The sequence below is a fragment of the Aeromicrobium sp. S22 genome (genome assembly GCF_009661045.1).
Taxonomy (GTDB): Bacteria; Actinomycetota; Actinomycetes; order Propionibacteriales; family Nocardioidaceae; genus Aeromicrobium; species Aeromicrobium yanjiei.
This window is the reverse complement of record NZ_WJWV01000001.1, coordinates 1580082-1600933: the sequence shown is the minus strand read 5'-3', so window position 1 is coordinate 1600933 and position 20852 is coordinate 1580082. Positions and strand designations below refer to the sequence as shown.

At 71.7% G+C, this 20852-nt stretch carries 15 protein-coding genes; 3 read left to right on the top strand and 12 right to left on the bottom strand.

What is annotated here, in order from left to right:
• Positions 1–6 precede the first annotated feature (6 nt).
• The gene (locus GEV27_RS07740) at positions 7–984 is read right to left on the bottom strand and encodes an FhaA domain-containing protein (protein WP_153933830.1); all 978 of its coding nucleotides are present in this window, start codon (positions 982–984) and stop codon (positions 7–9) included.
• 77 nt (positions 985–1061) lie between these two features.
• Here GEV27_RS07740 and GEV27_RS07735 point away from each other — a divergent pair, with 77 nt between their 5' ends.
• A complete protein-coding gene (locus GEV27_RS07735) occupies positions 1062–1793 on the top strand; it encodes a hypothetical protein (protein ID WP_153910689.1) in 732 nt (243 codons plus the stop codon).
• Between the two features lie 29 nt (positions 1794–1822).
• The gene (locus GEV27_RS07730) at positions 1823–2401 is read left to right on the top strand and encodes a hypothetical protein (protein ID WP_153933829.1); all 579 of its coding nucleotides are present in this window, start codon (positions 1823–1825) and stop codon (positions 2399–2401) included.
• Here the strand turns inward: GEV27_RS07730 and GEV27_RS07725 are convergent.
• The 7 genes from GEV27_RS07725 to GEV27_RS07695 form a co-directional block, all read right to left on the bottom strand.
• Positions 2391–3311: an NADP-dependent oxidoreductase gene (locus tag GEV27_RS07725; protein WP_309222099.1), complete on the bottom strand. Its 921-nt coding sequence runs from the start codon at positions 3309–3311 to the stop codon at positions 2391–2393. The two genes, GEV27_RS07730 and GEV27_RS07725, sit on opposite strands and share 11 nt — an antisense overlap.
• On the bottom strand, positions 3308–3880 hold the full coding sequence (locus GEV27_RS07720) for a hypothetical protein (RefSeq protein WP_153933828.1): 573 nt from the start codon (positions 3878–3880) through the stop codon (positions 3308–3310). The genes GEV27_RS07725 and GEV27_RS07720 overlap by 4 nt, the downstream gene beginning before the upstream one ends.
• Positions 3881–3908: 28 nt before the next feature.
• Positions 3909–7184 (bottom strand): DEAD/DEAH box helicase, encoded by a 3276-nt coding sequence (locus GEV27_RS07715; RefSeq protein ID WP_194944151.1) that lies wholly within the window; start codon positions 7182–7184, stop codon positions 3909–3911.
• Positions 7185–7356: 172 nt separating this feature from the next.
• Positions 7357–9132: an exodeoxyribonuclease V subunit alpha gene (recD, locus tag GEV27_RS07710; RefSeq protein WP_153933826.1), complete on the bottom strand. Its 1776-nt coding sequence runs from the start codon at positions 9130–9132 to the stop codon at positions 7357–7359.
• Positions 9129–12425 (bottom strand): UvrD-helicase domain-containing protein, encoded by a 3297-nt coding sequence (locus GEV27_RS07705; RefSeq protein WP_309222098.1) that lies wholly within the window; start codon positions 12423–12425, stop codon positions 9129–9131. Before GEV27_RS07705 ends, recD begins: the two co-directional genes overlap by 4 nt.
• Positions 12422–15751: an exodeoxyribonuclease V subunit gamma gene (gene recC / locus GEV27_RS07700; protein WP_309222097.1), complete on the bottom strand. Its 3330-nt coding sequence runs from the start codon at positions 15749–15751 to the stop codon at positions 12422–12424. Before recC ends, GEV27_RS07705 begins: the two co-directional genes overlap by 4 nt.
• Positions 15752–15794: 43 nt before the next feature.
• Positions 15795–17090 (bottom strand): HNH endonuclease signature motif containing protein, encoded by a 1296-nt coding sequence (locus tag GEV27_RS07695; protein WP_153933825.1) that lies wholly within the window; start codon positions 17088–17090, stop codon positions 15795–15797.
• A 146-nt stretch (positions 17091–17236) separates the two neighbouring features.
• On the opposite strand from GEV27_RS07695, the gene GEV27_RS07690 reads away from it, so the two are divergent.
• On the top strand, positions 17237–17662 hold the full coding sequence (locus GEV27_RS07690) for a hypothetical protein (protein ID WP_153910680.1): 426 nt from the start codon (positions 17237–17239) through the stop codon (positions 17660–17662).
• 15 nt (positions 17663–17677) lie between these two features.
• Here the strand turns inward: GEV27_RS07690 and GEV27_RS07685 are convergent, their stop codons facing one another.
• The 4 genes from GEV27_RS07685 to GEV27_RS07675 form a co-directional block, all read right to left on the bottom strand.
• Entirely contained in the window at positions 17678–19126 is a 1449-nt protein-coding gene (locus GEV27_RS07685; protein ID WP_153933824.1) for an MFS transporter, read from the bottom strand.
• Positions 19123–20154: a M20/M25/M40 family metallo-hydrolase gene (locus tag GEV27_RS07680; RefSeq protein WP_375335586.1), complete on the bottom strand. Its 1032-nt coding sequence runs from the start codon at positions 20152–20154 to the stop codon at positions 19123–19125. The genes GEV27_RS07685 and GEV27_RS07680 overlap by 4 nt, the downstream gene beginning before the upstream one ends.
• Before the next feature lie 21 nt (positions 20155–20175).
• Positions 20176–20442 (bottom strand): hypothetical protein, encoded by a 267-nt coding sequence (locus GEV27_RS17750; protein WP_228764930.1) that lies wholly within the window; start codon positions 20440–20442, stop codon positions 20176–20178.
• A 64-nt stretch (positions 20443–20506) separates the two neighbouring features.
• Positions 20507–20842, bottom strand: coding sequence for a hypothetical protein (locus tag GEV27_RS07675; protein WP_153933823.1), 336 nt, complete (start codon positions 20840–20842; stop codon positions 20507–20509).
• Positions 20843–20852: the final 10 nt, after the last annotated feature.

The window sequence follows — 20852 nt, the reverse complement described above, 5'->3', positions numbered from 1 at the left end:
CGTCTCCTAGCGCCTTGAGACGTCCTGCAGGTGCACGGTGCCGGCGGTGTCGATCGAGGCGGTGACCCGTACGCCGGCCAGGGCGATCACCGAGCCCTGGTGGATCGTGGTCCAGTCCTCGCCGTCGATGCGCCGGCCGTCGACCGTCGTGCCGTTGGTGCTGCCGAGATCCTTCACCTGCCACTGGACGCCCTGCAGGCGGATCGCGAGGTGCCGGTAGGAGACCTCCGGCTCGGCGAACGCGACAGGGCTCTCGGGCAGCCGGCCGAGCACCGTGCCGGCGCGCTCGATCGCGTACGTCCTGCCGTCGCGCTCCAGGCGCAGGCCGCTGGAGACGTTCATGGTCGGTGCGGCGTCTTCGATGTCGCGGACCAGCGCGGGGTAGTTCACGGTCGCGTCGGGGTCGAGCGCGGGCTGGATCTTGGCCGGGCGCAGCACGGGGGGCACGGCGGCCGGGCGGGGCGCGGCCGCCTCCGGGACGGCGTCCCAGCCGACGGCCGGCCTGGCCTCGCGCTGCGCGGGCTCGGCGCGACCGCTGCCGCGGGCCGGCGGGATCCAGCCGGAGCGGAGCCCGGGGTCGACCTCGACCGTCACCCGCACCTGCCGCGGAACGGCCCAGCCGCAGCGCTCGGCGTGGGCGGCGTACAGCCGGGCGCCGTCCTCGCCGAGGCGCTCGAGGTCGCCGTCGGGATCGAGTCGCTCGAGGTCCTCCGGCGCGACCCGCACGGTCAGCTCGCCGAAGGCCAGGCGCTCCCCGCTCGGCATCACGACGTGCTGCCCGGTCAGGGCACGGACGAACCGGCGGCGCAGCACCGCTGACGATCCGGTCGGGTACGACACGAGCTTCGCGGCGACCTCGGTCGCGGCGGCCTTCTTCGAGCTCGTCCCGAAGATGCTCTGCGCGATCCGCAGCCCCACGTACACGACGACCACGAAGACGACGACGATCAGCAGGTTGACGGTCAATGCGGAGAGAGTGCCCATGGCATCATCGTCAGGGTCGTCCGTGGCCGGAGTCGAGCCACGGCGGAACACGTTCCAGAGCTCACGGAGGGGTCCCGGTGCTGCACATCGCCTGGTCGGCCGGCGAGCAGTACGCCGGCGAGGCCTCGCTCGACGTGGGCGCGGCCTTCGTCCTGGCGCGACGGATGAACCTGCCGGAGCAGCAGCCCCTGGTCGCCCAGACCATCGACGGGTCGACGTACGTGTTCGTGCGCCTGCCCTACGTCAGCGACCCCGCTCTGGTCATCACCGCGACGCCCGGCCAGCCGGTCGTCCATCGTGGCCAGCGCGACAACGGCGCGATCGTCGAGCTCTCCACACCCGGTGGCGGGTCCACCACGCCCGCACCGGGGCAGAAGATCTCGCTGACCCACAGCGGGTCTCGGGTCGAGCTGCGGGTCCCCGATCTGAGCTTCAGCGCCGTCGTCACGTTCGACGCCCCCGCCGTGGCGGCCCCCGACTCGGGCACGATGCAGCTGGACCTCGAGACGCTGCAGCGCTCGGACGCCTGGCTCGTGGGAGCGATCGCGGTGGCGCTCTCCCCCGAGCACGGGGTGGTCGCCCACGGCGATCTCAAGCAGGCTTTCGCGGCGTGGCGCGGCATCGAGGTGCCGAGCGACGGCTGGTTCGACCGCAATGCGTTGCGGCCCGCGATCGAGTCCCGCGGGCTCGACATGCCCGGTCCCCGTCTCAACAAGATCGTGTACCTCGTCGAGCGCTGCCGGCGCACCTCGGAGTTCCCGGCACGGCTGCTGGCCGACGTACGCGCCCGGCTGGATGCGACCGGCTGACGTCCCCACCGGGCTGAGAGAATCGAGCCATGAACTGGGACGAGCTGTGTGACGCCCTCGACGAGATCGACTCCGAGCCTCAGCGGGAGCAGCGACTCAGCGAGTACCGCCGCATGCTGGCCACCTTCTCGCCCGGGCAGGAGGGACGCGCGGAGACCCTCAGCCGCATCGCCGACGAGCTGGCCGCGGACGATCGACTCGACGAGGCCCGGTCGACGTACCAGGAGGTGCTCGACGACGGCGGCCGGACGATCCTCAGCCCGCTCGCCGGGCTCCTCGACGTCGCCCTGCAGCAGCAGGACGAGGCTCGTGTCGACGAGCTGCTCGCCCTCCTGCTCGTCCGCAGCCGGGCCGACGAGCTCGTCGTCGGCGACTACGAGTGGATCGCCGAGGCGCTCGAGGAGGCCGGCCGCCTGCGCCCCGCGCTGCGCTGGTTCACCATCCCGCTGCGCGACATCCAGCCCGGCGACCTGGACCTGATGCCGATCGTCGCGCTCGAGGGCCGGTGGCGCGTGCGCCGGGCGCTCGGCCTGCCCGTCGACGCGTACGACGACGCGCGCGACGTCTGGCACGAGATCAACGACCAGGCCGAGGCGGCTACACCGTGATGACGATCTTGCCTCGCGTGTGACCCTCCTGGCTCAGGTCCCACGCCTTCTGGGCGTCCGCGAGCGGGAACGTCGCGGCGATCTCGACCGCCAGCAAGCCGTCGTCGAACATGGCGGCCAGCTCGTCGAGATCGGTGACGTCGGGGGCCACGAAGACGTAGCGCCCGCCCATGTCCTTCACCCCGGTGTCGATGATCGAGGCGATCCGGCCGGCCGATGACTCCGCGAGGAGCTCAGGGCTGACGGCCAGGTCGGCCCCGTTGAGGTCGAGCACCGCCGTGACACCGTCCGGGGCGATCGCGCGCACCCGGTCGACCAGGCCGTCGCCGTAGACGACGGGCTCGGCCCCCAGCTCGCGCAGGTAGTCGTGGTTGGCCTCCGAGGCCGTGCCGATGACCCGCGCTCCGAGGGACCTCGCAATCTGCACCGCGAACGAGCCCACTCCTCCTGAGGCGCCGTGCACCAGGACGATGTCGCCTGCGACGACGTCCAAGACGTGGACGAGGCACTGGAACGCCGTCAGGCCGGCGAGCGGGATGGCCGCCGCCTCGGCGAAGCTCGCGTTGGCAGGCTTCTTGGTGACCGTACGGATGGGAGCGGCGACCTTCTCGGCGTACGTGCCGCCGTGCAACGCGTCCTTGCGGACGTAGCCGAACACCTCGTCGCCCGGTGCCAGGGTCGTCACCGCCGGTCCGACCGCCTCGACGACACCCGACACGTCCCAGCCCGGAGTGACCGGGAAGAACGTGTCCAGTGCACCGTCCAGGCCACCGGCGGCGACCTTCCAGTCGACCGGGTTCACCGAGGACGCCTTGACGTCGACCAGGACCCAGTCGGGGCCGATCTTGGGCTCATCGACCTCGGTGAGTGTCAGATCTTCCCCGTACGCGCTGAAGGTCGCAGCCTTCACGCATCGCCCCGACGATCCCCGGAGATCGGCTGATCGGCCACGTCGGTGTCGACGAGCTCGTCGATCGACTCCTCGATGTCGGGTCCGGAGGTGTAGACGATCTCGTCCTCGATCGCGACGTGGTCGTCGGCCAGCAGCGGGTTGACGGCGGCGCTACGGGCCGCGGGTCCGGCCGCGGGCATGTCAGCGGGGCTGGGCGCCGAGGAGCTGGGGGTCGAGGAGCTGGGGGTCGAGCTGTGCTTGCCGGCCGGCGCGTCGTCGGAGGAGGACGTCTCGGAGGAGGACGACTGGTCGTCCGACCCCTTGAACCCGGCGTCGCGCAGGACGTCCTCGCCGCGCTCGACCACGCTCTTGATGCGGGGGTCCTCGGTGACCTTCGTGGCGGCCTCGCGGACCCGGTCCTCGGCCTGGGCGGTGGCCTGCTGCACGCGGGGGTCGGACTTCACCTGCTGGGCGGCCTGGCGGATCTGCTCGTAGCGCTCGCGGCCGGCCTTGGCCCCGAGGACGTAGCCGCCTCCGAAGGCGGTCAGGAGGGTCAGCTTCTTGAGGGGGTGCTTGAAGATGCGCATGGCCGGTGCGTACCCACGATGCGCCGACTCACGCACCCAACAAGCCGCGGATGTCGTCGCTGCTGAGCGCTCCCGACAGAGCTGCCCCGTCGTCCATGACCGCGTCGAACAGCGCCGCCTTGCGAGCCTTGAGCTGCATGACCTTCTCCTCGATCGTGTCGACCGAGACCAAGCGGTAGACCATCACGGGGCGGACCTGGCCGATGCGGTGGGCGCGGTCGACGGCCTGAGCCTCGGACGCCGGGTTCCACCACGGGTCGAGGACGTAGACGTAGTCGGCCTCCACCAGGTTGAGACCGAATCCTCCGGCCTTGAGGCTGATCAGGAAGACCGAGGTCTCCCCCGCACGGAACGCATCGACCGCCCCGGCGCGGTCGCGGGTGCTGCCGTCGAGGTAGGAGTAGGTGATGCCGGCCTGGTCGAGCCTGGACCGGACACGGCCGAGGAAGCTCGTGAACTGGCTGAACACCAGCGCACCGTGCCCCTCGGACGTCACCTCCTGCAGGTGCTCGACCAGGACGTCGATCTTGGCCGAGCCCACGTCGTCGTGCTCCTCGTCGATCAGGGCCGGGTCGAGGCTGAGCTGACGCAGCTTGGTCAGCGAGCTCAGCACCTCGAAGCGGTTGCCGTCGGCGTCGTCGGCGAGCAGGCCCAGCACCTTCTGCCGCTCGCGCTGCAGGTGGGTCTGGTAGATCCGGGCATGCCGTGGGTTGAGGGCGACCTCGAGGACCTGCTCGGTCTTGGTCGGCAGGTCCGAGGCGACCTCCTCCTTGGTGCGGCGGCGCATGAGCGGGCGGATGCGGCGCTGCAGCAAGGCCAGGCGCTCGCGACCCTCGCCGCTCTCGATCGGCTTCTGGTAGTGCGTGACGAACCGCTTGGGGTCCGGGAACAGTCCCGGCGCCACGATCGAGAGCATCGACCAGAGGTCCATCAACGAGTTCTCGAGCGGCGTGCCGGTGATCGCGAGCTTGAACGGTGCGTCGAGGCGGCGCGCGCACTGATAGGTCTTGCCCTGGTGATTCTTGACGAACTGCGCCTCGTCCAGCACGAGCCCGGACCACGTCCGGGCGGCATAGGCGTCGTTCTCGATGCGGAACAGGGCGTACGACGTGACGACCAGGTCGGCGTCCTTGACCGCGTCGTCGAGCTCGGTGCCGCGCCGGGCGCGGGACTGGGTGATCGCCGCGACCCGCAGCCCCGGGGCGAAGCGGTGCGCCTCTCGCTCCCAGTTGGACACCACGCTGGTCGGTGCGACCACGAGGTAGGGCCCCGAGCCGCGCTCGACCTCGCGGACCATCAGGGCGAGCGTCTGCAACGTCTTGCCCAGGCCCATGTCGTCGGCCAGGATGCCGCCGAGGCCGTGGTCGGCCAGGAAGCAGAGCCACGCGAAGCCTTCGCTCTGATACGGCCGCAGCTGTGCGTCGATGCCCTCGGGCACCTCGGGCCGGCCGAGGTCGTCGATCTGCTGCAACGAGCCGACGGCCTTCTGCCACGAGGCGGACTGGCGGTCGACGGTGCCGAGGTTGACCAGCTCGTCCCACAGGCCCGCGTGGTAGCGGTTGACCCGCAGCTGCTCGCTGCGCCGGTCGGTCAGCTGACGGGCCTCGTCGATGAGGTCGCGCAGGCGCAGCAGCTCGGGCCGGTCGATCAGCAGGTAGGTGCCGCTGGGCAGCACGAGGTGGGTCTCGCCCGCCGCGAGCGCTGCGAACAGCTGCTCGAACGGCACCTTCTCCCCGTCGATCGTCACGGTGACCGCCAGGTCGTACCAGTCGCTGCGCCGGTCGGGTGCGTCGTCGAGGGTCACGTGGACGACCGGCTCGGACTCGCTGAGCCGGTAGTCGGGGCGGGTGCCGATCACGTGCACGTCGATGCCGAGGTCTTCCAGTGCGGGCAGCAGCTGCTGGCTCAGCACCGCGGCCTCGTAGCCGTCGACCTTGACCCGCGGCACGACGTTCGTGCGCCCGGCGGCGTCGACGTGGGTCAGCGGCAGGCCGACGTCGGGCGGGACGAGCCGGCCGACCAGCTCGCGCTCGGCCCGGACGTCGCGGAAGGGCTCGGCGCCCGCTCCGAGCGGCACGCGCACGATCGAGTCGTCGATCACATAGGCGAAGCCCCAGCGCAGCTCGGCCGCGAGACCGTCGTGCGTGACGGTCACGGACAGCCGGGGCGGGGCGATCTCGGGCACCGGGATGCGCGGGTCGACGCTGACCAGGTCGACCGCGCGGGCGATGCGCGGGTAGTAGTCGCGCAGGAACTCCGCAGCGTCCTGCGGAGGAATGTTGACCGAGCGGCGGTTGGCCAGCAGCATGCGCACCGTGTCGGCGATCGTGTGGTCGAACCGCACGAGCCGCAGGACTGTCGGGTGCTGGGCGTCCCACGTGGCGATCCCGTGGGCCGGCTGGCCGATCAGGCTCGTGTGCCCCTGCTCCCAGTCGTCCGACAACGCATCGTCACTCAGGGTCGCGCGCACGTGCAGATCGCCCGAGTGGTCCTGCACGATCTCGAGCCCCGCGGTCACCGGCTCGGGCCGGATCTCGACCGCCGCCTTCGCAGGGCCCAGCAGGGTGACCCCCGACTCGACCACCCGGTCGAGTGCCGCCCAGGCGTGCGGGGTCAGGTCGGCGAGGTCGATCTCGGCGGACGAGCTGCCGTAGCCGTACGCGTACGACGTCTCCTGCACCGACGCGCGCAGCTCGGCCAGCGCCGCGGCCTGACCGGAGTCGACGCCGGCCAGCGCCGCCTGCTGCACCTCGCCCCAGCTCGCGCCGGACTTGACCCAGCCTCCACGCGCGCCGCGGCGCATCGGACGTGCCGACAGCATGCGGATGCCGTACGTGCCGGCGCCGGTCAGGTCGATCTGCAGCGCCCACTCGGTGCTCGCCCGCGACCCCGATCCGCGGGCCGCGAGGGGACCGAGCGTCGTCTTCCACGACGGCTGGATGATCTGCGCTGGCCGCGGGGCGGGGCGGTCAATCGGCTCGGGCTCCTCCTCGACCGCGTCGGCGGGCTCGATCGAGCCGCGTACTGCGAGGATCAGCGCGACCGCGTGCTTGCAGTCGATCATCACGGGGCACGAGCAGCTCGCCGAGATGCGGACGCCTGCGGGGGCCTCGCTCAGCCTCACGGTCGTCGAGTACGCCTCGGCGCCGCTGCCGCGCACCTCGCCGCGGGCCACCCGGCCGTCAGCCTCGATCTCGCGGACCGTGACCCGGCCCGCGTGAGCGTATGGCTTGCCCCGGCTCAGCGCCCCGGCGTCGAAGGCGCGACGCAGCTCCGACTCGGTGAGGGAGGCGATCGTGGTCACCCTCACGAGGTTAGTCGGGCCCGGCGACACCCGGTCCCACGATCTCGACCCCGGCCCCCGCCCTCCGCAGCCAGTTTCCCAGGAGAACCTGGGAAACTGGCAGATCACCCCGCGGGCGACCAGTGCCACGTGCCAGATTCCGGGGTTCTCCTGGGAAACCGGGCGCCGGGGGTCAGGCGCCGAGCGCGCGGTCCAGGCGCTCGGCGAGGCCGCTGGCGCGCAGCACCGGGGTGTCGATCGCGGCGCGCACGGCCCCCTCGGAGCCCAGCAGGGTCACGCTCGACTCGGCACGGGTCAGCGCGGTGTAGAGCAGCTCGCGGGTCAGCAGCCGGGAGTCGTCGTCGGGCAGCAGCACCGAGACCCGCTCGAACTGGCTGCCTTGGCTGCGGTGCACCGTCATCGCGTACGCCGTGTGGACCGCGCCGAGCCGTGACGGCGCGAACGTGCGCCGCTCGTCCTCGGCGATCAGGACCTTGAGCCCCTCGCCGTCGGGGATCGTCATGCCGGTGTCGCCGTTGTAGAGCCGCAGCCCGCGGTCGTTCTCGGTGACCAGCACCGGTCGTCCGGCGAACCACGGTCGGCCGAGGGTGTGGCCTGCGTCCGCGTCGAGCCAGCGCTCGACCTGCTGGTTCCACGTCTCGGCCCCGAACGGGCCCTCGCGGTGGGCGCACAGCAGCCGGTGCGAGCCCAGGACGCGCAGCGCCCCCTCCCCGTCGCCGACGCGGGCGAGCTCGGCCATCGAGCGCGCATCGGGCAGCAGCAGCTCACGGATCGTCTCGGGCAGACGGTCGCCCGCGACGAGACGGACCGACGGATCGCCGGACCGCAGGATCTCGATCGCGGCGTCAGCATCGCCGTCGCGCACGGCCGAGGCGAGGTCGATGATCGCCCCGCCGAAGCGGTGACCCGAGCGCAGGTGGGTCACCGGGGACGACGGCGCGCTCCCCCAGCCACGCACGAGATCGCGCAGCACCGTGCCCGCCTCGATGGACGACAGCTGATCGGGGTCGCCGACCAGGACCAGCCGGCTGTCGTGGCGCACGGCCTCGACCAGACGCGCCATGAGCGTCAGCGACACCATCGAGCTCTCGTCGACGACCACCACGTCGTGGGGCAGCCGCCGTCGCCGGTCGTGGCGAAAGCGGGTGCCGTTGTCGGGCCGGAAGCCGAGCAGCCGGTGCATCGTGGAGGCGGTCAGCCCCTTGAGCCAGGCTCGTTCCTCGTCGGTGAACCCGTCCTGGTCGGCCACCGCCGCGACGGCTTCCTTCATGCGGGCCGCGGCCTTGCCGGTCGGCGCGACCAGCGCGACCCGCGGCGGTGGACGTCCGGCGGCCCGCGCCTGGGAGGCCAGGACGGCGAGCAGCCGGGCCAGGGCGGTGGTCTTGCCGGTGCCGGGACCACCGGTCAGCACCGTCGTCCAGCCCCGCGCCGCCCGCTCGCCGGCCGCACGCTGCTCGGCGTACGAATCACCCGGGAACAGCCGCGCGAGATCGGCCGCCAGCAGCTGCTCGTCAGGCTCGGGTGCGGCGTGCTCGTCCCGCCCGACGAGATCGCGGCACAGGTCGCTCTCGAGCTCGAAGTACCGGTCGAGATAGATGAGCCGTCCCTCGACCCGCATGACCGGCACGTCGGCGTCGACCAAGGGGCTGGCCGCGACCTCGGCGTGCCAGGCCTCGGGCTCGGGCCACGGCAGTTCAGGGTGCTGGGTGCTGCGGACGAGCTCGGCCAGCGAGATGCACGTCGAGCCGCCACGCACCGACCGCACGGCCAGCGCGAGCGCGAGACGTGCGGCCTCCGACTGCTCGCCCACCAGCTCGGCCACGCGCACGGCGATGCGGATGTCGGCCGCAGTCAGCAGCTCGGGCACGTTGAACTCCGCGAGCAGGCCGCCGACGCCGACCGCCACGTGCCGGTCGTGCCGGTCCTCGAAGACCAGGGGCTCGGTCATGGCAGGACTCCGTCCAGCAGATCGGACATCGCGACGATCAGCGACGCCGGCGGGTGCCAGGCGAACACGCCGTACGTCTGGCCGTCCGCGCGGGGGGTGTCGGGGCCGGCCATGCCGCGGACGTAGAGGTAGAGGGTGCCACCGAGGTGGCGCTCGGGGTCGTAGCCGGGCTGGCGCCAGCGCAGGAAGCGGTGGATCACGACCGAGTAGAGCAGCGACTGCAGCGGATAGGTGCCCGACAGCATCGCCGCGGTCAGTCCTGCCGGGCTGTAGCCGTCGAGGGTCAGCGGCTGCTGGAAGTCGCCGAGCCAGTTGGTCTTGTAGTCGACCACGAGGACCCGGCCGTCGGGCAGGCGCAGCCCGAGGTCGATCGAGCCGGACAAGTAGCCGCGCAGGCCTTGTGCCGCGAGCCCGGGTGAGCGCAGCCGGTCGGCGAACGCCCGCATCGGGTCGTCGGCAGGCAGGTGCTGCTCGAGCAGGGGCGCGAGATCGCCCAGGCACGGCTCGCGACCGCCCGAGCGCGCCTCGGCGCTGTCCCCGCCAGCCAGCGGCAGCTCGAAGTCGAGCTCGCGCAGCTGGCGGTCGGCCAGCAGCGTCTCGAGCGTCAGGTCGTCCGCGAGCGGCCCGAGCGGCGTACGGCAGACCGCGACGAGCGCATCGGCCAGCACCTGCGGATCGGCGTCGACACCCCAGTAGGCGAGCTCGCCCTGCACCAGCGAGGCGAGCTCTGCGCGCAGATCGCCCGCGGTGACGTCGAGGTCCTCCAGGACGCCGTGGACCAGGCTGCCGAACGACGCCCCGGTCGGCAGGTCGGCCATCGGCGACAGCACCCCGACCGGCTCCTCGACCGCGACGGTGACGGGCTCGTCGTCCTCGTCGGTCTTGCCAAGGTCGGGCACCTCGCTGTCGACCGTGGGCACGGCGTGGTCGTCGCGGGTCAGGCCGGTGTAGGACGTGCGACGCCAGGTCGCGTCCACGACCCGCTCGAAGCTGCGGATCGCGAGATCTCCCGCAGGCTCGTCGGCAGGTACGGCGGTCCGTTCGCGCGGCAGCGCCCGCTCGAGCACCGGCCCCCCGCGTGCCTGCCACTCCCCGAGGATGCGCACGGTGTCCTCGTCGCTCGGCACCTGGACCTTGTCGGGCACGGCCGCCTCACCCGGTCCGCGGCCGAACAGCAGCCGAGTGAGGCCCGCGTTGCCGGCATTCCAGCTCGCGCCCCACCACGCAACCACCTGCGACTGCGCGCGGGTCGCCGCGACGTACAGCAGCCGCAGCTGCTCGCCGCTGTCCTCGAGCTTCGCGGCCCGCTCGCTGTCGCGGAACGTGGGACTCGCGATCTTGCCGCCGATGTCGAGCACCCGCTCGCCGTCCCGGTGGAAGCGGACGACCTCGTCGGTCGGCACCCAGCGGTCGAAGACGTACGGCAGGTAGACGACGGGATACTGCAGGCCCTTGCTCGAGTGGATCGTCACGACCTGGACCGCGGCCGCGTCGCTGTCGAGGCGCCGGGTGCGCTCGGACGAGCCGGCGGTCGCGTCGTCGCGCTGGCCGCGCAGCCAGGCCAGCATCGCCGCCGGCCCGAGGCGTTCGCGCTCGGTGGCCTCGTGCAGCGCCTGGGCGACGTGGCGCAGATCGGTCATGTGCCGGCGTCCGTCGGGACGCTCCAGCACGCGTCGGGCCAGCTCGCCGTGACCCGAGGTCGCCTCGAACACCGCGGCGATGCCCCGGTCGCGAAGCAGGTCGGCCAGGTCGCGGACGCGGGTCGCGACCGCGTTGGTGAGGTCGTCTCCCGACGTCGCCAGCTCGGCGGCGGTGTGACCGAAGAAGTCCGTCAGCGCGGCGGCCCGCACCCGCGGGCTGCTCTGCGGACGCTCCATCGCCTCCAGCAGCGTGAGCCAGGCGTCGCCGGCCGGACTCGTGAAGACGTTGGTGCCACCGGTCAGCACCGACGCGATGCCGTGCTCACCCAGCACACGCTGGATCTGGGCGGCGTTGGCCCCGGAGTAGACCAGCACCGCGATGTCGCCCGCCTGCAGCGGCCTGCCGTCGAACGTCGTGCCGCCGGCCAGCGACGCGGCGATGTCGGCGGCCAGGTCGTGCGCGATGCGATCGCGCAGCACGTCGATGCTGATGGTCTTGCCCGGGTCGACGCCGCAGTCGTGGCGGGTCAGCACGCGCAGCCGGAACGGGTCGGTCGCAGTGGGACGGGCCAGCCGGGAGCCCTGGTGGTCGGCATCGACGTGGTGCACCACGATGCGCGGATCACCCAGCGCGGCACCCTCGAACGGCACCAGGAGGGACGTCACCAGCGGAGCGTCGCTGCGCCAGTTGGTCGACAAGGTGGCCTGCTCGCGCGCGGTCGCGGCTGCCTCGAGATAGGTCACCACGTCGCCGCCGCGGAAGGCGTAGATCGCCTGCTTCGGATCGCCGATCAGGACGAGCGTCGCGTGGCCGCCGAACGCGCGCTCCAGCACCTGCCACTGGACCGGATCGGTGTCCTGGAACTCGTCGACCAGCACGACCTTCCAGCGCCGTCGCATCTGGTCGCGGGCCGGTGACGCGTCACCCTCGAGCGCCGCGGCCAGCCGGCTCAGCAGGTCGTCGTAACCGAGCAGTCCGAGGGCCCGCTTGCGCCGGTCGAGCTCGTCGCGGACGGCCTGCGCGAAGCTGACCCGGTGGCCGGCCAGCGACTCGGGGTCGGCGTCCTCGGGCACGAGCCGGGCCTGCGGGTCGCCGACCGCCCAGCGCGCGATCGAGAGCGCGGTGTCGATCGTGAAGGGCGGCTGGTCGGTGAGGCGGTAGCGGGCGAGGTAGAGGTCGTCGACGATCTGCACGACCACGTCGTCGAGGCTCTCGACCAGCTCGGCGCTCGCGTCGGCGTCGCCCGCGGTGCCGAGGCTGCGCAGCACGATCTGGCAGAACTGGTGGGTCGTGGCGATCGTCGCCCCGTCGAAGTCGGCCAAGGCCGCACGCAGCCGCTCGCGTCGTTCGGCCACGACCGCCTCGTCGCCCTCGGCCAGCAGGGCGATCACCGCATTGGGGTGCTTGGCCGCGGCGTCGCGGTCGGCGAGCTCGCGCTCGGCCTCGACCAGCTGCTCGCGCACGCGCTCGCGCAGCTCGCGGCTGGCCGCCCGGCCGAACGTGATGATGAGCAGCTCGTCGAGCCGGGCGACACCCTCGGCGACGTAGCGGGTCACGAGCGCGCCAACGGTCCAGGTCTTGCCGGTGCCGGCGCTGGCCTCGAGCAGGGTCGTGCCGGTGGGCAGCGGATCGCGGATGCTAAAGGACCTCACAGGACGTCCATCCGTTCGAAGGTGAGCAGCGGGTCCCACAGGCGCTGGGCCAGCACCGCGAACTGGGCACCGGAGTCGTCGCGGTCGAGGATCGCCTCCAGCGGCGCCCCCTCACCCCAGACCAACGCGTGGTGGGGGTCGTGCGCCTCCTTCTCGATCACCGCTCCGTTCTTGAGCCGGGCGAGGTCCCACTCGTCGCGCGCTGCACGCAGCGCGATGTCGTGGGGGCGGTTGCGGCGCGCCTCGACGTACGCGAGGGAGGTCTTCAGCGGCAGCGGCAGCGGCTCGCACAGCCCGAGGTCGCGCAGTGCGACGAGGTCGGCCAGGTGGGTGCGGGCAATCTCGTTCAGCGGCCCGACCTCGGCGTGCATGCCGCCGGGGCCCCTGCTGCGGCCGATCGCGTGCGCGACCCACGGCACCTCGGGCTCCGACGCGGCCAGCGCCAGCAGGTTGAGCCACGACTGCAGCCGGTGCTTGGCGGCGAGACGCGAGTAGGTGACCGCGACCGCGCTCTGGCCGTGCACGTCGGCAACCGTCCCGGTGATGCGCCGGCCGTCGTCGAGGGTGACCTCGATGTCGACCGAACGAGCCAGGCCGCTGCGCAGCTCGGCGGTGCGCTGCATGAGCGGCTCGATGTTGGTGACCACCTCGTCGACGACCTGGCGCCCGAGGTGGCCGGGCGGCAGGGTACCGCGGAGGTATTCGGCCATGCGTGCCTCGCGCGGGTCAGCGCCGGCCAGGGCGTCGCGCAGCACGCGATCGCCGACGGACCACTTCTGCAGACCGTCCAGGTCGATCGGCACCTCGTCGACGAGGGCGTCGGCCTCGCTCAGCACGCCGACGTCGAGGCGCTGGCGCATGAACGCCTTGACCGGGTGGACCACGAAGTCGACGAGATCGCGCAGCGCGATGTCGTCCTGCGGAGGCGGGTCGAGCCGGCCCGGCATGAACGTCGTGGGGGCCTCGGGGCGTGCCGTGACAGTCGCCCCGGCCAGCGCCGCGGGGTCGAAGCTGAAGGGCTTGCCGGGCACCAGCGCACCCGGCAGCACGTTGCGCCGGTCGAACGGCTGCAGCGGGTGGTGCACGACCACTGAGCGGCGTACGTCGCCGGACGCGGTGCGCTCGAGCTGGTCGATCAGCTCACCGAGCGGCACCGCCGGCGGGCGCGGCTGACCCGTGCGCTCGTCGGCGCCGGTGTAGGTGATGACGAGCGTCTCGGTCGCGGCCATGACCGCGTCGAGCAGCAGCTGGCGGTCCTCGGTGCGCACGTCGCGCTCCCCCGTCATGGGGTCGCGCGCCAGCACATCGTCGCCGTGGACCGCGCCGACTCGGGGGAACTCGCCGTCGTCGAGGCCGATCATGCAGACGACGCGGTGCGGCACGGAGCGCATCGGCACCATCGTGCAGACCGTCAGGGTGCCGGTGCGGAAGCTCGACCGGGTCGGCCGCGAGCCGAGCGTGCTGTCGAGCATCTCGCTGACCTCGGCCAGCCGCAGCGGCGTGGTCGACCCGGCGCCGCTCTCGGCGAGGCGACCCAGCTCGTGCTCGAGCTGTGACAGCTGCCAGTCGTCGCGCCTGGGCGTCGCGGCAAGCGAGGTGATGCCGTCGAGCAGGGTCTCGACCCAGCCCGCGAGCGGCCGCTCGACGGCCATCTCGTCGATCGTCGTGCGCAGGCGGTGCAGCAGCTCGGCGAACCGGCCCGCGAGGTCGAGATCGCCGCTGCTGACGTCGTCCAGCGGCATGACGGTGTCGATCCAGCGTCCGCGCTGCTCGGCGACGGCCGCACCGAGCAGCACGCGGTCGAGGCCGAACTGCCAGGTGTTGGCCTTCAGGTCACCGAGCCCGAACGGCTCGCGGTGCGCCGCGTCGAAGCCCCAGCGGGCGCCGGACTGCTCGGTCCAGCGGGTCAGCTGGTCGATGTCGTCATCGGACAGCGCGAACCGCTGACGTACGGGCGCCAGGGCCACGAAGTCCATCACCTCGGTCGCGGTCGTCCGGCCGGTCGTCGCGAGGTCGAGCAGGGCCCGCGCGACCCCCACGAGCGGGTTGGTGCCGGCGGTGCCGCGGTCTGCCAGGCGTACCCGCAGCTGGTGCGCGGGGTGGCCGCCCTCGACCACGCCGATCAGCCCGAACGCGGCGCTGATCAGCGGCGCGTACGTGTCGATGTCGGGGCACATCACCAGGATGTCGCGCGGCTCGAGCGTGGGATCGTCCTCGAGCAGCCCGACCAGCACCTCACGAAGCACGTCGACCTGACGGGTGCGGCCGTGGCACGCGTGCACCTGCACGCTGCGGTCGGCGCGCTCGTACGCTCGCCCGTCCTGCCCGCTGCGGTCGTGGACCAGGTCGTCCTGCAGCCACCCCAGCATCGTGCTCGGCGCCGGCCGGTCGAGCGGCGCGAGGTGCTCGTGCACCACGTCGGCCACCCCGCCGAGGGTGCGCTGCATCTCGCGCACGTCGCGTCCGAGCGAGATCAGCAGCGGGTTGGGAGCCTCGGTCGGCGCGGGGTCGTCGCTGCGGCGGACCGTGCCGACGGCGCCGCGCTCGGCGAGCGTGCGCCACAGCGCGGGCGACGGGTGCGGCACCCACGCGTGGACGTCACGCCGCTGCCCGAGGGCGTCGAGCAGCCGGACCTCCCCGGCGGACAGGCGGGTGTGCCCCACCAGCGAGATGCGGGCCGGCAGGTCGAACGAGTCGGGCTCGTCCTGAAGCCGGGTGCTCGTCTCGGCGAGCCGCACGTCAGGCGTCGGCGCGTCCACGACGGCGGTGAGCCGGCGCCACAGCTCGGCCTGCCAGCGGACGTCGGCCTCGAGCGCCTTGCCGGCGCCGTCCTCGTCACGGTGCGCGTTCCACGCGGTGATCAGCTCGGGCCGCTGCGTCGCGTACGACGCGAACAGCCGCGCGAGCCGGCGGGCCACGCCGTAGCGCCTGCTCTGCCGGAGCTCGCGCTCGACCCCGGTGTGCTCGTGCCCGAGGTGACGCGACAACGCCTGGCACCACGGCTCGCCCAGCGACGCGTCGATGACGTCGAGCAGCGGCCAGACCACCCGGTCGGGGTCCCACGGGTCGTCGCCCTCGATGCCGAGCAGCTCGGCGACCAGCGAGTGCGGCGAGGCGAACCTGATGCCGGCGCACACCCCGTCCTGCCGCCCCTCGCCGGTGCCGAGCCGGTGACCCAGCTGCTGGGCGAGCCAGCGCTCGACCCCGCGGGCCGGCACGACGACGATCTCCTCCGCGAAGGGATCGGGCAGCGGGTCTGCCAGCAGCTCGGCGAGCCCGACGACGAGCGTGTCGAGCCGCTCGGCGCGATGGACGTGGAAGGTCACGCCCTGAGCCTAGAGCCCGGGCGCGACATCACGTCCGCCATCCTCATGCCGCCGCTGCGTCGGCTCGGAATCTGCCGTTGCGCAGACGCCTGCGCCGGGGATCGAGCGATGCGGGTGGGATGTAGTCGGGATAGCCGTCGGCGGCGAACTCGATGTCCCAGTCCTGGGTGTGGACGACCCGGTGGTGGTGGGCGCAGATGAGGACGATGTCCTCCAGGTTGGTTGCCCCTCCGTCTGCCCAGCGCTTGCGGGCGTGGTGTCCGACGCACCAGGCGGGCGGCCGGTCGCAGCCCGGGAAGGTGCAGCCGCGGTCGCGTCGCTCGGCGGCCCGACGCTGCGCCCTGTTGAACAGTCGCTGCTCGCGTCCGCAGTCGACCGGAAGCGGCTTGCCGTTGAACACCATAGGCAGGAGCCCCTGCTCACATGCCATCCGGCGCACCTCGGTGGCCGAGACGCGGCAACCAGTGGACAGCGTGCCGGCTTTGATGCCGTCGATGAGGCTCTTGAGGTCGATGTTGACCGTGACGGTCACCCCCACGCCTGCCACGTCGGGCAGTCGGTCGGCCGGCAGGTGCTCGATCAGCGTCATGAAGGCAACCGCCATCTGCTGGCCGTACGACGGCTTGTCGTCCAGCACCGCCAGCGCGGGGTCGTCCTCGGCCTTCTTGACCTGCGGGGCGTTGAGCGCCTCGAGGCAGTTCTTGAGCATCTCGCCCTGCGCCTCGGGGATGACGAACTCGCCCTTGTAGGTGCCGTCCTTGCGGTCGGCCATCCAGAAGTAGGACTTCTTCCTGGCCTCGGCCTCGCGGTTGCGGATCGTCTCGTCCTCATGGGCATCGACGTCGTCGGGTGCAAACGTCTCGGTGATGCGGTCGGCCCGGCGGCTGAGGTCTTTCAGCGACATCTTCTTGGCGTCGTCGAGCAGTTGCGTCTCGCAGCCCTCGCGCTGCGCCGGGGACGGGTCACCCGGCAGTGCCTTGAGCTTGTCAGCGATGAGCTCGGCCTGGGCCAGGCTCAACTCGCCCTTGGCCAGCGCGTCCTGGGTCGCGGACACCGCCTCGAGCTTCTTGGCCTGCTTGACCATCCGCCCGGCCGCGATCGGGTCACCGCCGAACGCTCCGGCCAGCATCGCCCCGGTCGACGTCGCGCCCACGGTCGAGGCGGCCTTCGACCGGTCGGCGGCCCCGGCAGCCGCCAGCTGGTGCGCCTTGACCCGGGCCTCGAGCCGCGCCAGCGCCTCGCACGCAGCGATCTGCTCGGCCGGGGACATCCGGTCGTACGAGTCGAGGCGGACGGCGTCGAGTGCCTCACCTGCGGCTCGTATCGACTGTTCGAACATGTGTTCTAGTCAATCAGAGGCCAGGCATCAGGTCAAGCGTTCCAGGCATCTTTTTTCCTGCAATATCAGGCAAAACTTGCCGACACAGAGTTCCCGGCTCAAGCCTAGACCTCCGCTGAGACACCCGATGGAGCCATAATGGTGACATGCAGACTCGTTCACGTCTCGTCGCTCTCTGTCTGCTCTCGGTCCCCCTCCTGACGGCCTGCGGCGGAGAAGCGGCTCCTGCACCGAAGCCCCCCGCGTCCACGTCCGCCGGCCCGACGAAGGAGGAGCTCAAGGTGAGCATCTGCACGACCACCGACCAGGCTGGGCGGCGGGCGGTGGAGATCTCGAACCGCACCGGCACCGCCGACGACGCCACGAAGGTCAAGACCTTGAGCGCCAAGGGCCTGGCCCTCGTCGAGTCGCTCGAGACGCTGTATCCGGGCGACCCTGACACCGACATCTTGAAGACATGGCTCGTCGCGGTCAGGGACGTGGTGCCGAAGCCCGACACCCCTGAGGACGAGTTCAGGGCGCTGGAGGCCACGTCAAAAGCCTGGGCCACCATCTGTCGCAGCAGGCTGTAGCCAGGCACCGCGTCCTCAGCCCTGCGCAGCCGCACCCACGAACGCGACCTTCGGCGCCAGCATCAGCGCGACCGCAGCGAGCAGCGCTGCTCCCGAGCAGACGCCCCACACCACCAGGTAGCCCGACAGCGGTGCCGCCGACTCCTCTCCCAACTTGTCGATCGAGCCGGTGGAGGCCAGCGCGATCGCAAAGATCGAGGACGCGATCGCACCGCCGATGACCTTGGTGCCGTTCGTCATGCCGGTCGCGATGCCCGTGCGCTCCGGCGGTGCTGCCGCGGCGGCGGCCGCCGGCAGCGAGGCCACCAGGGCACCCGAGCCGATGCCGGCGATCGCCATGTTGATGAGGGCCTGCAGCGTCGAGTCGTGGAACGGCAGCCACAGCGCGTACCCGAGGGCCACCAACAGGCAGGCGAGGATCAGCGTCCGCCTCACCCCGAAACGGCGCGTGGTGATCGGCAGCGTGAAGGCGCCGATCGCGAGCGTGATGACGTAAACGCCGATCAGCGTCGAGACGAAGCCGGAGTCGGCGCCGAGCCCGTACCCCCGCACGTCCGGATCGGCCTGCGCGAACGTCGAGAGCGGGATCTGTCCACCGAGGACGGGGATGCCGAACAGGAACGCCGTCAGCTGGATGGGCCACTGGTGGGGGCTGCTCAGCAGGTCGACGTCGACGATCGGGTCGACGACCGAGCGCTCGTGGCGTACGAACGGCACCAGGACCAGCACGCCGAGCACCATGACGAGCCAGGGGCGGACGCTGTCGGCACCGTCGAGGCGTACGAGCACGAGTCCGGCCATGACCAGCCCGAGGGCCAGCGTGATGAGTGCGAGACCCCGCCAGTCGATGCCGCCGGAGGACTCCCCCGGCGTGTCCGCGATGCCGAACCAGACGAGGACGAGCACGATCGTCACGACGACCGCCGGCACCGCGAGCACGATGGTCATGTCGAGGCTGTCGACGATCGCGCCGCTGGTCAGGGCCCCGATGATGACTGCGAGCTCGAGGGCGCCGACCAGCACCGCGGCCCCGCGGCGGGTCAGCAGCGACTGCCGGCCCGAGTCGCGCGTGCGGCGATGGATGATCGCGATCTCCAGCGGCAGCCAGATGATGGACGCACCCTGGAGCGCCCAGCCGATGAGGAAGGTCGTGAACGACGGGGCCACCACGGTGATCCACGAGCCGAGGGCGGTCACCGCGGTCGCAGCGAGCAGGACCTTCTTGTGCCCGATGAGATCGCCGAGGCGCGCGAGCAGCGGGATCGCCAGCGCGGAGACGATCAGCTGAGCGGCCTCGAACCAGTTGATGTCGCCCTCGGAGATGTCGAGGTGCTCGGCGATCTGCGGATAGATCGGCGTGTAGTAGCCCTGCAGCACGCCGCTGGCGATCTCGACCGCGACGAGGAAGCCGACGACGACGCCGAGTCCCTGGATCGGGGTGATGCGGCGTTCGTTCGTGGTCATGCGGGCAGCCTCTCGATCAGGCGTCCGTACCAGCGGACCCCGTCGAGGAACGCGTCCACGCCCAGGTGCTCGTCGTACGAGTGGATCGACTCGCGCTGGGCCTTGGTCATCCGGAACGGCGCGAAGCGATAGACCCGGGGGCAGATCGCGGTGAAGAACCGGGAGTCGGTGGCGGCCATCATCACGTACGGGGAGGGCACCGCGTCGGGGAACAGCTCGGTGATCGTCGACTCGATGAGCTCGAATGCCTCGTCCATCGGCGAGATGGGGCTCGGCTCGTTCTGCTCGACGACGTCGATGTGGACCTGGTCATCGTTGACCGTCTTGCGGACGTGCTCGAGCACGCCGGCGACGGTGTCGCCGACCATGATGCGGATGTTGACGCCGGCCTTCGCAGTGGCCGCGATGACGTTGAGCGCGGGCGCGCCGGACAGGGTCGTGATCGCGAACGTCGTGCGGGTCATCGCGGCCGGCTCGGGGCCGGCGGCGAGCAGGGCACGGGTCAGCAGCGGCTTGGCCCGGCCGGCGTTCTTCATGATCGGACGCAGGGCCAGCGGTGCGTGCGAGCCCATGCGGCGGAACAGCTCGACCGTCGGCGCCGGGACGCTCGCGGGCATCGGCGAGCGGTCGATGCGGGTGATCGCGCGGGCAATGCGAGCCGTCGGCCCCATCTTGGCCGGAGTGGACGCGTGCCCGCCGCGTCCCTCGACCCGCAGCTCGACCGACGTCACGCCCTTCTCGGTCACCCCGATGACCCCGATCGGCGCGGCAACGCCGGGGAACGCCTCGCTCGCGATCGCGCCGCCCTCGTCGAGGACGAACCACGGCTCGACCCCCTGGCGCTTCAGCTCTTCGACGGCCAGCACGGCGGCAGAGCCGGAGACCTCTTCGTTGCACCCGAACGACAGGCAGACGTCCTGGGCGGGGACGAAGTTTCTGGCCAGAAACCTCTCAACGGACGCGCAGATGCCCACGAGGCTGCCCTTGTCGTCCAGCGTCCCGCGACCCCAAATGTTGCCGTCGACGATGTCGCCACCGAACGCGGGATGCTACCACTCCCCCTCGACCGGCACGACGTCCAGGTGCGCCATCAGCACGGCCGGCCTGGCTGCGCTGGCGCCGGTCCAGCGGAACAGCAGCCCGTGGGTGTCAATGCGGGTCGGCTCGAGCCGCTCGTGCAGCAGCGGGAACCGGCGCCGCATCTCGGCCAACAGCTCGTCGAACGCCGCGATGTCGACCTTGTCAGGATCACGATCACTGACGCTCGGGATCCGGACCAAAGCCTGCAGGGCCTCGACCGCGGCGTCGTCATTCATGGCGGCAGACTACGTGCCGCGGCGGTCATTCGACTGCGGTTTCACGCGTGCGTGGATCGTGGAATCACAGCGTGGTGCACTCGCCGAGCCCTGCCTCGATGTCGTCCGAGACGCTGATCAAGAAGCCGCCACCAAGTCGCAGGACGTGATGGCCCACCAGGACACGCGCTCCGCCATGCCGGTCGACGATCGTTGAAAGACGAGCCGGATCGTGATTGAGGACGTTGATCGTCCCGTGCTGCGTGCCCAGCGTTATGACCTGCCCGGTGACGCCGAGGACTTCGACGGTGGTGTGCGGCCGAGGATCCTGCTGGGTGAGCCGCGCCTGGATCCAGTGCACGGAATGGCCCGGACGGAAGAGTCCGCAGGCCGCGGTGGACGGGGTGGTCGGATCGTTCATGAGGTGCTCG